The sequence below is a fragment of the Nocardioides anomalus genome (assembly GCF_011046535.1).
In the GTDB taxonomy this organism is placed as follows: Bacteria; Actinomycetota; Actinomycetes; order Propionibacteriales; family Nocardioidaceae; genus Nocardioides; species Nocardioides anomalus.
In genome coordinates, this window is record NZ_CP049257.1 from 886,739 (window position 1) to 900,529 (window position 13,791).

Annotated in this window: 19 protein-coding genes; 14 read left to right on the plus strand and 5 right to left on the minus strand. The window is 74.2% G+C overall.

What is annotated here, in order from left to right:
* Positions 1–8: 8 nt before the first annotated feature.
* Genes metG through G5V58_RS04645 form a run of 4 tightly spaced genes read left to right on the plus strand, consistent with a single transcriptional unit; the run spans position 9 to position 3,982 of the window.
* On the plus strand, positions 9–1,820 hold the full coding sequence (metG, locus tag G5V58_RS04630) for a methionine--tRNA ligase (protein WP_165229173.1): 1,812 nt from the start codon (positions 9–11) through the stop codon (positions 1,818–1,820).
* A complete protein-coding gene (locus G5V58_RS04635; protein WP_165229175.1) occupies positions 1,817–2,476 on the plus strand; it encodes a glutamine amidotransferase-related protein in 660 nt (219 codons plus the stop codon). Before metG ends, G5V58_RS04635 begins: the two co-directional genes overlap by 4 nt.
* Positions 2,469–3,242 carry a class I SAM-dependent methyltransferase gene (locus G5V58_RS04640; protein WP_165229177.1) on the plus strand — a complete coding sequence of 258 codons (774 nt, stop codon included), beginning with the start codon at positions 2,469–2,471 and terminating at the stop codon, positions 3,240–3,242. Before G5V58_RS04635 ends, G5V58_RS04640 begins: the two co-directional genes overlap by 8 nt.
* Positions 3,239–3,982 carry a DUF3626 domain-containing protein gene (locus G5V58_RS04645; protein WP_165229179.1) on the plus strand — a complete coding sequence of 248 codons (744 nt, stop codon included), beginning with the start codon at positions 3,239–3,241 and terminating at the stop codon, positions 3,980–3,982. The genes G5V58_RS04640 and G5V58_RS04645 overlap by 4 nt, the downstream gene beginning before the upstream one ends.
* Here G5V58_RS04645 and G5V58_RS04650 read toward each other — a convergent pair.
* Positions 3,979–6,201, minus strand: coding sequence for an MSCRAMM family protein (locus tag G5V58_RS04650; RefSeq protein WP_165229181.1), 2,223 nt, complete (start codon positions 6,199–6,201; stop codon positions 3,979–3,981). The two genes, G5V58_RS04645 and G5V58_RS04650, sit on opposite strands and share 4 nt — an antisense overlap.
* A gap of 36 nt (positions 6,202–6,237) precedes the next feature.
* Positions 6,238–6,540, minus strand: coding sequence for a putative quinol monooxygenase (locus G5V58_RS04655; RefSeq protein WP_230487089.1), 303 nt, complete (start codon positions 6,538–6,540; stop codon positions 6,238–6,240).
* A gap of 51 nt (positions 6,541–6,591) precedes the next feature.
* Between G5V58_RS04655 and G5V58_RS04660 the strand changes: the two genes are divergently transcribed.
* Both G5V58_RS04660 and G5V58_RS04665 read left to right on the plus strand, forming a co-directional pair.
* On the plus strand, positions 6,592–7,200 hold the full coding sequence (locus G5V58_RS04660) for a LysE family translocator (RefSeq protein ID WP_165229183.1): 609 nt from the start codon (positions 6,592–6,594) through the stop codon (positions 7,198–7,200).
* Positions 7,201–7,237: 37 nt separating this feature from the next.
* The gene (locus tag G5V58_RS04665; RefSeq protein ID WP_165229185.1) at positions 7,238–8,545 is read left to right on the plus strand and encodes a glycoside hydrolase domain-containing protein; all 1,308 of its coding nucleotides are present in this window, start codon (positions 7,238–7,240) and stop codon (positions 8,543–8,545) included.
* A 2-nt stretch (positions 8,546–8,547) separates the two neighbouring features.
* Here G5V58_RS04665 and G5V58_RS04670 read toward each other — a convergent pair whose 3' ends face one another.
* A complete protein-coding gene (locus G5V58_RS04670) occupies positions 8,548–9,039 on the minus strand; it encodes a hypothetical protein (protein ID WP_165229187.1) in 492 nt (163 codons plus the stop codon).
* Positions 9,030–9,638: an RNA polymerase sigma factor gene (locus G5V58_RS04675; protein WP_230487090.1), complete on the minus strand. Its 609-nt coding sequence runs from the start codon at positions 9,636–9,638 to the stop codon at positions 9,030–9,032. The genes G5V58_RS04670 and G5V58_RS04675 overlap by 10 nt, the downstream gene beginning before the upstream one ends.
* Before the next feature lie 227 nt (positions 9,639–9,865).
* Between G5V58_RS04675 and G5V58_RS04680 the strand changes: the two genes are divergently transcribed.
* From G5V58_RS04680 to G5V58_RS04715, 7 genes are all read left to right on the plus strand, one after another.
* Positions 9,866–10,285 carry an Asp23/Gls24 family envelope stress response protein gene (locus G5V58_RS04680; protein ID WP_230487091.1) on the plus strand — a complete coding sequence of 140 codons (420 nt, stop codon included), beginning with the start codon at positions 9,866–9,868 and terminating at the stop codon, positions 10,283–10,285.
* Positions 10,275–10,607: a hypothetical protein gene (locus tag G5V58_RS04685; RefSeq protein WP_230487092.1), complete on the plus strand. Its 333-nt coding sequence runs from the start codon at positions 10,275–10,277 to the stop codon at positions 10,605–10,607. The genes G5V58_RS04680 and G5V58_RS04685 overlap by 11 nt, the downstream gene beginning before the upstream one ends.
* Positions 10,604–10,870, plus strand: a complete 267-nt coding sequence (locus G5V58_RS04690; protein ID WP_165229191.1) for a hypothetical protein — start codon at positions 10,604–10,606, stop codon at positions 10,868–10,870. Before G5V58_RS04685 ends, G5V58_RS04690 begins: the two co-directional genes overlap by 4 nt.
* Before the next feature lie 203 nt (positions 10,871–11,073).
* The gene (locus G5V58_RS04700) at positions 11,074–11,457 is read left to right on the plus strand and encodes an Asp23/Gls24 family envelope stress response protein (RefSeq protein WP_165229193.1); all 384 of its coding nucleotides are present in this window, start codon (positions 11,074–11,076) and stop codon (positions 11,455–11,457) included.
* Positions 11,457–11,981 carry a DUF6286 domain-containing protein gene (locus G5V58_RS04705; RefSeq protein ID WP_165229195.1) on the plus strand — a complete coding sequence of 175 codons (525 nt, stop codon included), beginning with the start codon at positions 11,457–11,459 and terminating at the stop codon, positions 11,979–11,981. Before G5V58_RS04700 ends, G5V58_RS04705 begins: the two co-directional genes overlap by 1 nt.
* On the plus strand, positions 11,978–12,553 hold the full coding sequence (locus G5V58_RS04710) for a hypothetical protein (RefSeq protein ID WP_165229197.1): 576 nt from the start codon (positions 11,978–11,980) through the stop codon (positions 12,551–12,553). Before G5V58_RS04705 ends, G5V58_RS04710 begins: the two co-directional genes overlap by 4 nt.
* A gap of 66 nt (positions 12,554–12,619) precedes the next feature.
* Entirely contained in the window at positions 12,620–12,793 is a 174-nt protein-coding gene (locus G5V58_RS04715; RefSeq protein WP_165229199.1) for a CsbD family protein, read from the plus strand.
* 48 nt (positions 12,794–12,841) lie between these two features.
* On the opposite strand, the gene G5V58_RS04720 is transcribed toward G5V58_RS04715, so the two are convergent.
* Entirely contained in the window at positions 12,842–13,192 is a 351-nt protein-coding gene (locus G5V58_RS04720; protein WP_165229201.1) for a DUF2568 domain-containing protein, read from the minus strand.
* 34 nt (positions 13,193–13,226) lie between these two features.
* Between G5V58_RS04720 and G5V58_RS04725 the strand changes: the two genes are divergently transcribed.
* Positions 13,227–13,784 carry an LURP-one-related/scramblase family protein gene (locus G5V58_RS04725; protein ID WP_165229203.1) on the plus strand — a complete coding sequence of 186 codons (558 nt, stop codon included), beginning with the start codon at positions 13,227–13,229 and terminating at the stop codon, positions 13,782–13,784.
* Positions 13,785–13,791 lie beyond the last annotated feature (7 nt).

Genomic DNA, 13,791 nt, shown 5'->3' on the forward strand with positions numbered 1-13,791 from the left:
ATCACACCGTGAGCAGAGTCCTGTCCGCCGTCGCCTGGCCGTACGCCAACGGCCCGCGCCACATCGGCCACGTGGCCGGTTTCGGCGTGCCCTCCGACGTCTTCAGCCGCTACATGCGGATGGCGGGTCACGACGTGCTGATGGTCTCGGGCACCGACGAGCACGGGACGCCGATCCTGGTGGCGGCCGACAGCGAGGGCGTGAGCGCGCGGGAGCTGGCCGACAAGAACAACGCGATCATCGTCAACGACCTGGTCGACCTCGGGCTGTCCTACGACCTGTTCACGCGCACGACGACGGGCAACCACTACGGCGTCGTCCAGGAGCTGTTCCGCGGGGTGCACCAGAACGGCTACATGGTGGAGCAGACGACGTTCGGCGCCATCTCGCCGTCCACCGGTCGCACGCTGCCCGATCGCTACATCGAGGGCACCTGCCCGATCTGCGGGTACGGCGAGGCGCGGGGCGACCAGTGCGACAACTGCGGCAACCAGCTGGACCCGACCGACCTCATCAACCCGCGCTCGCGGATCAACGGCGAGACGCCGGAGTTCGTGGAGACCCAGCACTTCTTCCTCGACCTGCCGGCGCTGGCCGAGGCGCTGCAGACCTACCTGCAGGGTCGCGAGGCCAGTGGCACGTGGCGTCCCAACGTCATCAAGTTCAGCCTCAACCTCATCGAGGACCTCAAGCCGCGGGCCATGACCCGCGACATCGACTGGGGCATCCCAGTGCCGGTCGAGGGCTGGACCGAGCAGACCAACAAGCGGCTCTACGTGTGGTTCGACGCGGTCATCGGCTACCTCTCGGCCTCCATAGAGTGGGCCCGCCGGCAGGGCCAGCCCGACCGGTGGCGCGAGTGGTGGAACGACCCCGAGGCCCTGTCGTACTACTTCATGGGCAAGGACAACATCGTCTTCCACTCCGTCATCTGGCCGGCCGAGCTGCTGGCCTACAACGGCCAGGGCGCGGCCGGCGGCGAGCCGGGGGAGTACGGCGTGCTCAACCTGCCCACCGAGGTGGTCAGCTCGGAGTACATGACCATGGAGAGCAAGCAGTTCTCCACCAGCCGCGGCCACGTGATCCTGGTCGGCGACATGCTGGCGCGCTACTCCGCCGACGCGCTGCGCTACTACATCTGCGCGGCCGGCCCGGAGACCTCGGACGCCGACTTCACGTGGGCCGACTTCGTGCTGCGCAACAACAGCGAGCTGGTGGCCGGCTGGGGCAACCTGGTCAACCGGACCGCGACGATGCTGGCCAAGAACTTCGGCGCGATCCCCGAGGCCGGGCCGCTCGAGCCGGTCGACGAGGCCGTCCTCGCGACCGTGCGCGCGGGCTTCGACACCGTCGGTGACCTGCTCGGTCGCCAGCGGCTGCGCCAGGGCATCGCCGAGGCCATGCGCGTGGTCGGCGAGGTGAACAAGTACCTCACCGTCACCGAGCCCTACAAGATGAAGGACGAGTCCCAGCGCGAGCGGCTGGCCACCGTCCTGCACGTGGCCGCGCAGTGCGTGAGCGACTGCAACACCCTGCTCGCGCCCTTCCTGCCGCACGCATCCAACCAGGTGCACCGGGTGCTCGGCGGCGAGGGCGAGTTCATGCCCATGCCGCGCATCGAGACCGTCGAGGAGCTCGACCCCGACAACGGCGCCGGGCTGGACTTCTACCCGGTCATCACCGGGGACTACTCCGGCACGCCGCGCTGGGAGTCGCGCCCGGTCACCGTCGGCGCGAGCGTCGAGAAGCCGACGCCGATCTTCACCAAGCTCGACCCGAGCGTGGTCGACGAGGAGCTCGCCAGGCTCGGCGGCGCGTGAGCGTCGCGCTCCTCGGTGACCGCAGCGGACACCGCAGCCACCGGGAGCTCGACTCCCTGCGCCCGGCCCTGCCGGTCGACACCGAGTGGGTCCCGACCGGCTCGGGCTTCGACGTCACGGCGTACGACGGGGTCTGGCTCGTCCCAGGCTCGCCGTACGCCGACGACGACGCGGTGCTCGCGGCCCTCACCACGATCCGCGAGGAGGAGGTGCCCTTCCTCGGCACCTGCGGCGGCATGCAGTACGCCGTCTTGGAGCTGGCCCGGTCCGTGCTCGGGGTGAGCGCCACCCACGCCGAGACCGCCGGCGTCGCGGCCGACAACGCCGTGGCCCCGCTGGCCTGCTCGCTGCAGGGCGAAGAGCGGCTGGTCACCCCGGTGCCGGGCACCCGCTTCGGGTCCTGGGTGGGCGAGCCGTTCCTCGGCACGCACTTCTGCTCCTACGCGCCCGCCCCCGCGGTCATCGAGGCCCTGGAGGCGGCCGGCGTGGTCGTCGGGGCGACCGCACTCGACGCCGGGGCCGAGGTGCTCGAGCTGCCCGGCCACCCGTTCTGGGTGACCTCGATGTTCCAGCCGCACGTCGGAGCGCTGGCCGGCGCGCCGGTGCACCCGCTGGTCACGGCGTTCGTGGACGCGGTGGTGGGCGCTCGTGCGTGAGGGCGAGCCGTCGCGCACGGCGTGGGGCGCCGCGGTCCACCGCGCGGTGCACCCGCTGCTGGACGACCCGGTCCTCTTCGACGACCCGCTGGCCCTGCCCCTCCTGGGCGTGGACCGCGAGACGCTGTTGGCCGACGCCCCGCCGCGCTCGCGGCTGCGGGTGTTCGTGGCGCTGCGCCACCGGTTCGCCGACCAGACCCTCGCCGCGGCGTACGAGCGGGGGACGCGGCAGTGCGTCGTGCTCGGCGCCGGGCTCGACACGATCGCCTACCGCAACCCGCACGAGGACCTGCGCGTCTTCGAGGTCGACTTCCCGGCCACCCAGGCCTGGAAGCGCGAACGGCTGGACGAGGCCGGCATCGACCCCGTGGCGACGTACGTCGGGGTGGACTTCGAGCGCGACTCGCTCCTGGAGCGGCTGCGGGCCGGCGGCTTCGACGTCGGCGCGCCCGCGGTGTTCGTCTGGCTCGGGGTGGTGCCCTACCTGACCCGCGAGGCCGTCCGCGCCACGCTGTCGGCGGTGGCCACCGTGCCGGGCGCCGAGGTGGTGCTGGACCACCCCGGCACCGACCGCGACGCGGCGGGCGAGGAGCGCCTGCGGCGGCTGGCCGAGCGCGTCGCGGCCGTCGGCGAGGAGCTCACCCCCGCCTGGGCGCCCGGTGAGATGACCGCGCTGCTGCGCGAGGTCGGCTTCACCGACGTCGACGAGCTGCCCTTGCCCCCGGGCAGCGGGGCGCACATCGTGCGCGCCCGCCGACCGGCGTGAGGATCACCCTGCAGTTCCACCCCGACTGGCCGGTCGGCGACCGGCGCGTCCTCGAGGCGATGGCCGACGACGGCGCCTACCTCAGCCAGTTCGCCACCGGCACCTCCAACGGCGGGCTCACCGCGCACCCCGGTGGCGACCGGTGGCGGTGGGAGAGCCGGCTCTTCGACGGGCGGTACGACGCCGCGGACGCCCGGGAGCGGCCGGTCTACGGCGCGGTCGACCTCGGCTCGGCGTACGGCGGCGCCCCGCGGTTCGGCTCCGCGCACGTGCGCCTGCGGCCGGAGGTGAGCGAGCGGGCGACGTTCTGCTTCCCGGACTCGGTCTTCGAGCCGGACCAGGTCGTCGGCCCCGAGCGGCTGGCCGACCTGGTGGCGCGCTGCGCGTCGGCCGAGCTGGACGACCTCGACCGCTACGTCGAGGCGCACGTCCACGGCGGGGTCCGCTTCGCGCGCGACGCCGAGGCCGTGGTGCTCGACCCCTGCTTCCGCGCCGGTCCGGTGCACCAGGCCGCCGAGCGGCTGGGCTGTCCGGTGGAGTGGCACCCGGGCTTCCGGGTGGCCACCGCCGACCTGGACGCGGCCTACCGCGGTCCCGGGCCGCTGGCGCTGGCCCGTGCGCTCGGCGCCGAGCTGAGCCCGGCGGTGGTCGGGGACGCCGCGCGCGCCGGTGGCCACGACCGGCAGACGCTCAAGCGGGTGTGGCACCTGCTGGCGCGGTTCGGCCGTCGAGCACCCTAGGGAGCCTGACGACCGCCTCCGCCGAGGACGGCCTTGACGCCGTTCACGCCGTGGAGCTTCACGCTCACCACGCCGAGGTCCTCGGTCTGGCCGCTGACCAGGTCGAGGCGCTCGCGCTTGGCGGTGAACCAGTACGGCGTGCCGGGCTCGTCGCGGGCCGAGCTGAGCAGGTCGTCGGGGACGAGGACGTCGGGGTGCTCGTCGAACAGGCCGACCAGGTCGAGCAGGGCCGTGGTGGCCGGTCCGGAGTGCAGGCGCTCGACCTTGAACGGGCGGCCGTACTTCTGCTTGCCCGACACCGTCGGGAACAGCCAGGACTGGTCGCCGGTGTCGAGGACGCGGACGCCGAGGGGCGCGATGACCGGCCGGTTGTTGCTGTAGCGCAGCTGGCCACGGACCACGGCGCCGACCGGGGCGGTGAAGGCCTGGGTGCCGCCGGCGCTGGTGACGCTCACCGCCGAGTGCGTGACGGCGAGGTTGGCGCCGGTCTTGCTCGGCCGGTCCTCGCGCTCCTTGCGGGCGGTGGTGACCGCGGCGGTGTAGGTGCCCGGGACCAGGCCGCGCACGACGTACTGGCCGCCGGTCTCCTGCTCGGTCCAGTTCAGCGCGAGTGGGGTGGCCTGGTCGCCGTCGACGAACGCCGGGCGCAGCCAGGGGTCCTCGGGGACGGCGGTCAGCTTGACCTGGCCGCCGGCCGGCAGCGAGCCGCTCAGGTTGACCGTCGGCTGGTCGAGGGGGATCGCGAGGTCGGCGGAGGTGGCGACGTTGAGGTCGATCGTCTGCTGACCCCAGGGGAAGTCGACCTGCTCCGGCCCGTCGCTGGGCAGGGCCGAGCGGCGCACCGAGAGCGAGTAGGTGCCCGCCGGCAGCCCGGCGAAGGTCACCTTGCCGCCCGGCTGCGCGGCGGGGCTGCCCTGGAAGACCTTGAGCACGCGGCCGTCGGCGTTGCGCAGCTCGGCGTCGACCGAGCCGTTGGCGCCCGGGAGCGTGTCGGTGGCCGAGAACGTGATCGAGCGGCCCGGGTCGAGGGCCAGGTCGGCGGTGGCCACCGTCTTCTCGGTGACGGCCACGATCTGCTGCTTGGGGACGTACGCCGAGCCGGCGTAGGAGGTGGCGACGGTGTAGGCGCCAGGCTTGAGCGAGGTGACGACGTAGCGCCCGATCTCGTTGGTCACCACGCCGCCGGCGAACGCGCCGGTGTTGTCCAGGATGGACAGGAACTGGTCGGGCAGCGGGACGCCGTTGCTGGTGACCAGGCCGCGGATGATGCCGGCGTGGCGGGTCTTGAAGCTGATCCGGGCGGTGCGGCCGGCGCGCAGCAGCAGCCGGTGCGAGCGGAAGCCGGGGACGGTGGACGCGGTGCGCAGGCCGGGGTCGCGGTCGGCCTCGACGCGGTAGGGGCCGGGGGCGACCTCGAAGCGGTACTGGCCCTGGGCGTCGGTCTGGGTCTGCGCAGCGATGCTGCCGTCGATGCGGGTGAGGTAGATCGTGCGGTCGGCGCCGTCGACCTTCCAGGTGCCGGTGACCACCGCGGTCGGCTGGACGACGATGCGGCCCATCGAGCGGTGCGCGACCGGCTGGTACATCCGGGTGTGGCGCATCCAGCTGGGCAGGTTGCCGTCCGGGCCGAGCCAGGTCGGCGTGAACCTCTTGCTGCTCTCCTGGTCGCACTCGCCCGAGCGCCGGGCCCGGTGGCCCTCCGAGGCTCGCTCCGCTCGCACCTCAGTGCGAGCACCCCCGCTGCTCACGGACTCGCTGCAGATCCGCACGAGGTAGGGCTCGCGCAGCTGCTTGAGGCTGAACTGGCCGCGCCCGTTGGTGCGGGCCAGGACCGGCTTCTCCTCGGTGCGGTCGACCGGCAGGCCGAGGTCGGAGAAGCGGACGCCGGTGACGAGCGCGTTCGGGATCGGCGTGCCGCCGGGGCCGACGACCTGGCCGGTGATGGTGCCGCGGGTCTTGGGCGGCTCCGGCCGCGCCGGCGCCGGCGCCGCCGTGCGACCGGCGACCAGCTCGGGAGGGCTGCTGAGGTAGGTGTTGGGGCCGCCGTCGCCCTGGGCGGCGGGCGCCGCCACGACGGTCGCGGCCCGTGCCGGGGCGGGCGCGTCGAGCAGCAGGGCGCCGCTGGCGACGAGCGCGAGGGAGGTGATGGTCGGGGCGAGGCTCGCACTGAGGTGCGAGCGCAGCGAGCCTCGAAGGGCCTTCGGCCGGGTCCGCGTCATGGCGGGATCATGCCGTACGCCGCCGACGTGCGGGGGTCAGAAGAGCACGCGTTCCTCGACCGCGCCGTACTCCGCGACCGACCCGCCCCGGACCGCCGCCTGCTGGTCGCCGGCGGGGCCGTCGCCGCGGAACGTCTCGACCGCCTCCTGGCTCTCCCAGCGCTCGAACACGTTGACCCGGCGCGGGTCCACCAGGTCGGCGGTGAGCGCGAAGTCCAGGCAGCCGTCCGTCGCGCGGGCCGCCTCGACCACCTCGCGACAGCTCTCCAGGTACGCCGCCCGCTCGTCCGCGTCGACCAGCAGGTGGCCGGCGACGATGACCATGCCCATGGTGACCATGCCTCGTCCGACCCCTCGTCAGGGCCGAACTCATCGCGGTAGCGTCCGCGCATGTCGTGGTCGTTCCTGCTGACGTCGTTCGTCATCTGCGCGACGCCGGGGATCGGCGCCCTCTTCACGATGGGCGCCGGGCTGGCCCGCGGCACCCGCGCCGGGCTGCTGGCGGCCTTCGCCGGCACCCTCGGCACGATCCCGCACGCGGTGGCCGCGCTCACCGGGCTCGCGGCCCTGCTGCACGCGTCGGGCGTGGCCTTCCAGGCGGTGAAGTACGCCGGCGTGGCCTACCTGCTCTGGATGGCCGTGGCCACCTGGCGCGACACCGGTGCCCTGCACGTCGACACCGAGAGCGCGCCGACCTCGGTCCGCTCCGTGCTCACCACCGGGATCACCGCGAACCTGCTCAACCCCAAGCTCACGCTGTTCTTCGTGGCCTTCCTGCCGCAGTTCGTGCCCGCCGGCTCGTCCTCGCTGCCGCGGATGGCCGCGCTGTCGGGCGTCTTCATGGTGATGACGTTCCTGACCTTCGCGGTGTACGCCGTGGCCGCGGGCGCCCTGCGCGACCGCGTGCTCACCCGCCCGCAGCTGGTCGCGCGCATCCGCAAGGTCTTCGCCGCGTCCTTCGTCGCGCTCAGCGCGAGGCTCGCCGTCCAGCAGCGTTGAGCGGGCCGGCCGCCCGCCCGTCAGGCAGGATGTCCCGATGCTTGCTGTCTCGGGAGCCCGTGTCCTCGTCGTGTCCGCGCTCGTCGCGGTGGCCGTCGCGCTCGGTGTGGTGTCGCCCGCGGAGGCCGCGCCGCGCCCCGTGGCCACGAAGGCCTCGAGCGCGCCGGGGTCGCTGACCGGCTACGGCTTCGACACGTGCAGCGCACCGCCCCAGGAGCTGATGGACGCCTGGTGGCAGAGCTCGCCGTACGCCGCGGTCGGGGTCTACATCGGCGGCAGCAACCGGCTGTGCCAGGACCAGCCCGAGCTCAGCGCCGGCTGGGTCCGCACCCAGCAGAAGCGCGGGTGGCGGGTGCTGTCGCTGTACGTCGGTCCGCAGGCCAGCTGCTCGGGATACGCCGACCGGATGCCGGCCGACCGGGTCGCGGCCGAATCGCTCGGCCGCTCCGAGGCCAACGCAGCCGTCGCGATCGCGCGGGGCCTCGGGATCGGCAAGGGCTCGACGCTCTACTACGACCTCGAGGACTTCGACATCGGGCCGGACGACTGCCGGCAGGCCGCGCTGGGCTTCCTGTCCGGGTGGGCCAAGGAGCTCGAGGCGCAGGGCTACGACTCCGGCGTCTACTCCAACATCGCGGCCGCGATCACCGCGCTGGACTTCGCCAACTTCGCCTCGCCGGGCTCCTACCAGATGCCCGACGACATCTGGTTCGCCTGGTCGAACGGCCAGGCCGACACCGGGACCGCCGACTGGGTGCGGACCGACGCGTGGGACGACCACGCGCGGATCCACCAGTACCGCACCGACGTCACCGCGGTCTACGGCGGCTACGCGCTGAGCGTCGACGAGAACTGGCTCGACGTCGGCCAGGGCTCGGTGCCTCCGAAGGACAAGCCGCTGTGCAAGGGCGTCGACGTCGACCTCGAGCGCTACCCGACGCTCAGGGCCGGATCGCGGGGCGCCGCGGTCGAGGTCGCCCAGTGCCTGCTGCGCCGCAACCGGCTCAGCGCCGCCCCGATCACGGGCACCTACACCGCGAAGACCGCGGCCGCCGTGCGCAAGCTCCAGCGGAAGACCGGCCAGAAGGCCACCGGCACCCTGACCCGCGCCACGTGGACCGCGCTGCTGGCCAAGGGGTCGACCCCGGTGCTCAAGGTCGGGCTCACCGGCACCAGCGTCGAGCGGCTCCAGCGCGCGCTCACCGCGGCCGGCCGGCGGACCAGCATCACCGGGGTCTACACCGCGAAGACGGCCAAGGCGGTCCGCAAGGTCCAGAAGGGGGCCGGCCTGCCCGGGACCGGGGTCGTCACCCGCGACCTGTGGAAGGTGCTGCAGGGCCGTTGAGCTCAGGCGTCGAGCGGGTCGCCCGGCACGACGTCGACGAAGTCCACGGCGATCGCGGCGGCGTCGAGCTCGGGGTCGACGCCCAGCAGCTCGCGCAGGGTGTCGAGGACCTCGGCGCGCACCTGCTCGGCGAGCGGACGCAGCTCCACGCCGTACGTCGCCACGAGGGCGACCTCGACCCCACGGAGTCGGCCGTCCTCCAGGGCCAGGTCGATGCGCTCCGGCGTGTGGGTGGGATGGGCCTGCAGCACGCGGCGCAGGGCGTCGACGACGACGCGGGAGGACACGTAGGTCCGCGAGCCCCGGTCGTCCTGCTCGGGTCCGTCGGGACCGAAGACCAGCACCGGCTCGGCCGGGCGGACCAGGCCGCGCACCCGCGTCATGATCGTGTCGGACAGCTCGACCCAGCCCTGCGGCGTCGCGTCGAAGGCCTCGCGGCGGGCCTGCTCGATGGCGCGCGCGAGGGCGTCGGGGGTCCCGGGCTCTACCGCCATCGGGACATCCTCTCCGCCAGGGTCCGTCGTCCCCGGTGCAGCAGCCCGCGCACGCTGCTCACCGGCACTCCGAGCGCCTCGCCGATCTCCTCGTAGCTGTGCTCCTCGACCTCGCGGAGGAGCCAGGCGGCCCGTTGCTGCCACGGTAGTTCGTTGAGCGCGGCTTGCAACTCGTGGAGCAGCTCCTCGTCGAGCACGTGCTGGAGCGCGTTGTCGACGGCCGGGGCGACCAGCCCGGTGAGCGCCTCGTCGGTGACCGGGGTCGGCTTGCGCTTGCGCTGCAGGTCGACCGCGCGCCGGTGGACCAACCGGAACAGCCAGGTCCGCAGGCTCGACTCGCCGCGGAAGGCGTCCAGTCCGCGCCACGCGGAGATGAACGCCTCCTGCACCGCCTCCGCGGCGTCGCTCTCGCTGCCGCCGACCAGCCGGACGGCGTAGCGGTACATCTGCGGGCCGTAGCGGTCCACGATCTGCCGGAAGGCCAGGTCGTCGCCCAGCCGGGCCGCCCTGATCAGGGCGCGGTCGGTGGCGTCGGGACGCGCCCGCACGCCACGGGGTCCGGCCTCGGCCCCGGTGGGGGTGCCCGGACCGGTCGTCACGGGTCGATCGTGCCTGCCGGTCCCAAGCCGGCCGCACGGGTGGTCCACACCCCCGGGGTGATGCGGGTCACCCGGACCGAGCGTGACGACCCGTGGGGACGAAGCGACTGATGGGTGTCCGAACGAGAGAGAGCGAGTCGATGATGACCGAGACCAAGCCGACCCCCACGAGCAGCCCTGCCACCAGCCCCGCCAGCCCCGCCAGCTCTTCCAGCACGGGCGCGGAGGTGGCCACCCGGACGACCGGACCGCTCGTGTCCGAGCAGGGCCGCACCGCGATCGCCGACACCGTGGTGTCCAAGATCGCCGGCATCGCCGCGCGCGACGTCAACGGCGTCCACGCGCTCGGCGGCGGCACCGCGCGTGCGGTCGGCGCGCTCCGCGAGCGGATCCCCGGCTCGCGCACCAACCTGTCGCAGGGCGTCACGGTCGAGGTGGGCGAGCGCCAGGCGGCGGTCGACCTGGACATCGTGGCGGAGTACGGCGTCTCGATCGCCGACCTGGCCGCCGGCATCCGGCGCAACGTCATCGACTCCGTCGAGCGGATGACCGGGCTCGAGGTGACCGAGGTCAACATCGTGGTCCACGACGTGTTCGTTGACGACGGCAGCGAGGAGCCGAGCGACGAGGCGCCCCGTGTCGAGTGACCCCGGTGCCGACTCCGGTGCCGACCCCGGTGCCGGCCCCGGCGCCGAGGTGGACGCCGTCGTCGACGCCGTCCTCGCCGTCCCGGGGGTGCACGGGCTGCACGCCGGGCTGCTGGGCGACGCGGCGACGTACCTCCCCGGCCGGCGCGTGGCCGGCGTGCGCCGCGACGAGGACGGCTGGGAGCTGCACCTGGTCCTGGACTGGGGCGCTCCGGTCGCGGCCACGACGGCCGCGGTCCGCACCGCCCTCGCCGGTCTGGTGAGCGGTCCGCTCACCCTCACGGTCGAGGACGTCGCCCCGCCGGCGGCGCTGGCACCGTGACGACCCGCACCGACGCCGAGCTGCGCGCCGCCCGGCGTGCCGTGGCCCGGCGGCTGCACCCGGACCTGGGCGGGGACGCCGAGGAGTTCGCCCGGGCCATGGCCGCCCTGGACCGAGCCGAGCGGCCCGGCCCCGCCGCGGTGGGCCCGGTCGCGGTGCGCTCGCGCTGGACCCGTGCTCGCGCCGCGGCCCGCGGTGCCCGCGGTCTCCGCACCCGGCTGCCGGCGTCCTGGCCGGGCGCCCGCCGCTACGGCTCGCTCTGAGCCCCACCCATCCCTGTTCTGGAAGGACCTCGCATGACCACCTCCACCACCGGCCTCCTGGCCGGCCTGCTCCCTCACCCTCGCCGTCACGACCGGCGGCGTGCTGGGCCTGCTCCTCGCCGTCGTGCTCGGCGCCGGCGGCTGGCTGGTCGGTGCCCGCCTCAGCGGCGAGGTCGACCTCGACGAGCTGCTGCGCGGACGCCGTGGCTGACGTCCTCCAGCCCGCTCTCGGACCCGCCGCTGAGCGCGGCACGCTCGAGGTACGCACCAAGGCGCTCCAGCACGTGGTCGAGCGCGCGACGCTCGACGTGCCCGGCACCGTGACCCAGCACCGCACGCTGGGCGGGGTCCTGGGCTCCGGCGCCCCGCGCGCCTCGGTGAGCGTGCGCGGCGGCCGGGCCCGCATCGACGTCACGGTGGCCTGCGGGTGGCCGGCGCCGGTGGCCCGGATCGCCGCGGACGTGCGCACCCGCGTCACAGAGCAGGCCACCGCCCTGACCGGCGTGCAGGTGCTCAGCGTGGACGTGACCGTGCAGGCCGCGAGCGACGCGGCCGCAGCCGACCGACAGGACAGGAGGGTCGAGTGATGAGCTCGCCGACGAAGGCGCCCGCCGCAGCGCGCCTGGCGCTGCTGGTGGCCCTGCTGCTGCTCGCCGTGGCCGTGGTGGCCGTGCGCGACCTCGCGGTCACCCAGGGCTGGGTCTCCGGCCGGTCGTGGACGCGGCACCTGGTCGCGGCCGTGGACGGCACGCAGGCCAGCACCGGGTTGGCCCTGCTCGGCATCGTGGTCGCCGTGGTCGGGCTGCTGGTGCTGCTCGGCGCGCTCTGGCCCGCCCGGCGTACGCACGTGCCGCTGGGCGACACCCCGGACGCGTGGCTGACGCCCGCCGCCGTGGCCGCCCTGGCCCGGTCGGTCGCCGACCGCTCGGCCGGCGTGCTCGAGGCCCGGACCGAGAAGACGTCGCGGCGCCGGGTGCGCGTCGTGGTGACCGCCGCGGAGGACACCCCGGCCGCCGCCGGCGCCGCCCAGCGCGACGTCGACGCCGCCCTGGCCCGGCTGCCGAGACCGGTGGTCACGGTCCGGGGCGCCCGGCAGGGGGTGGCGTCGTGAGCCGCCGCACCGTCGTGCTCGACCGCGTGGTCGTGGCCCTCGTCGGGCTGCTGCTCCTCGCCGCCGGCCTGCTCGCCGTGGACTGGCGCACCGGCACCGTGCTGGACCTGCGCGACCGGCTGGACGCCGGACCGGTGCTCGACGTGGTCGACGCGGGCTGGTGGCCGTGGGTCTGCGCCGTCGTCGGCGTGGTGCTCGCCCTGCTGGCGCTGGCCTGGCTGCTCGCCCACCTGCCGCACCGCGGCCCGGGCCGCACCCGGCTCGCCGGCAGCGACCAGGGCGGCACCCTCGAGGTCGAGCTGCGCTCGGTCGCGAGCGCGGTGGCCGACCGGCTCGCCGACCTCGGCCCCGTGACCGGAGCGCGCGGCACGACCGACCGGGTGCGCGGCACCACGGTGCTGGAGGTGCGCGGCCGGGTCGAGCCCGACGCCGACACCGACGCCCTGGACCGGGCCGTGCGCACCTGCGCGGCCGAGGTCGAGCAGGCCTTCGCCGGAGCGGTGCCGCTCCGCGTGCTGCTCGACGCGCCGCGACGCACGCGGCCCCGTGACGACCGGGTGCGGGTGCAGTAGCCCGCCCCCGGCAGCAGGACCCCCTCACCACCCGAGAAGAACCGACACCAAGAAGGAGTGATCAGCATGGGCATGGTCGACAAGGCGAAGAACGCCGCCGAGGACGCCCTCGGCAAGGCCAAGGAGAAGGTCGGCGAGCTGACCGGCGACGAGAAGCTCGAGGCCGAGGGCAACAAGGACCAGGCGAAGGCGTCCGCCAAGGACACCGTCGAGGACGTCAAGGACGTCTTCCGCAAGTGAGAGCCGACCCGGGGTGGACGCGTCGGGGGGCGCGTCCGCTCCGGGTCCTCACCTCCCGGCCTCCGTGGTGAGCCGCTGCACGTCCGGCAGCAGCGCGAGGCCGTTGACCACCACCGAGAACACCAGCAACGCCACCCCCCACCCGGGGTGTCCGGCGGCCACCAGACCCAGCGAGGCCGCCCCGAAGACCAGGGCCTTGACGACCGGGCGCAGCACCGGCCCGCCGTACGGCGCCCGCGGGGACGCGAACGCCGCCCACGCCGCCACACCGAGCGCCGGCAGCGACCAGACCAGCAGCCACGCCGGTGCCGCCGCCCAGCCGACGACGGCCAGTGCGGCCACCGTGAGCAGCTCGTCGAGGAAGACCAGCGCGAGCACCGTCCAGCCGAAGGCACGCACCCGCGCATTCTCGTCGCTTCTCTAGGGTCTGCGCATGAGCGTCGACCACGTGCCCCTGTTCTTCCTGCGCCAGAAGTTCGCGATGACCACCAACCGCTACGAGGTGGTGGCCGGCGACAACGAGGCGCGGATCATCGCGCTGGCCGAGCAGAAGCGGTTCGCGCTGAAGGAGGAGGTCACCTTCTACTCCGACGCCAGCCGCAGCCAGCCGGTCTTCAGCTTCAAGGCGCGTGCGGTGATGGACCTCAACTCCGGCTACGACGTCTTCGACGAGCAGCGCCAGCAGATCGGCTTCTTCCGCAAGGACTTCGGCGCCAGCCTGCTGCGCTCGACGTTCCACGTCGAGGGCCCGGGGTACGCCGGCACCGGCCAGGAGCGCAGCCAGCTCGTGGCCCTGGTGCGCCGGTTCACCGAGATCCCGTTCCTGCCGATCCACTTCGACTACGTCGGCTCCGACGGCCAGCCGCTGCTCAGCGTCGAGCGCCAGGGCACGGTGCGCGACCGCTACACCGTCCGGGTCCCCGACCCGCGCGTGGACTACCGGGTGGCCGCCGCGATCGCGGTGGCCATGGACGCCCTGATGTCGCGGTGAGCCGCTG

Excerpts from the sequence above, each read along its gene's own strand:
- G5V58_RS04660 (WP_165229183.1), top strand. The coding sequence starts at position 6,592 with ATGTCGTGGTCGTTCCTGCTGACGTCGTTCGTCATCTGCGCGACGCCG.
- G5V58_RS04650 (WP_165229181.1), bottom strand. The coding sequence starts at position 6,201 with ATGACGCGGACCCGGCCGAAGGCCCTTCGAGGCTCGCTGCGCTCGCAC.
- G5V58_RS04655 (WP_230487089.1), bottom strand. The coding sequence starts at position 6,540 with ATGGTCACCATGGGCATGGTCATCGTCGCCGGCCACCTGCTGGTCGAC.
- G5V58_RS04665 (WP_165229185.1), top strand. The coding sequence starts at position 7,238 with ATGCTTGCTGTCTCGGGAGCCCGTGTCCTCGTCGTGTCCGCGCTCGTC.
- G5V58_RS04715 (WP_165229199.1), top strand. The coding sequence starts at position 12,620 with ATGGGCATGGTCGACAAGGCGAAGAACGCCGCCGAGGACGCCCTCGGC.
- G5V58_RS04725 (WP_165229203.1), top strand. The coding sequence starts at position 13,227 with ATGAGCGTCGACCACGTGCCCCTGTTCTTCCTGCGCCAGAAGTTCGCG.
- G5V58_RS04670 (WP_165229187.1), bottom strand. The coding sequence starts at position 9,039 with ATGGCGGTAGAGCCCGGGACCCCCGACGCCCTCGCGCGCGCCATCGAG.
- G5V58_RS04705 (WP_165229195.1), top strand. The coding sequence starts at position 11,457 with ATGAGCTCGCCGACGAAGGCGCCCGCCGCAGCGCGCCTGGCGCTGCTG.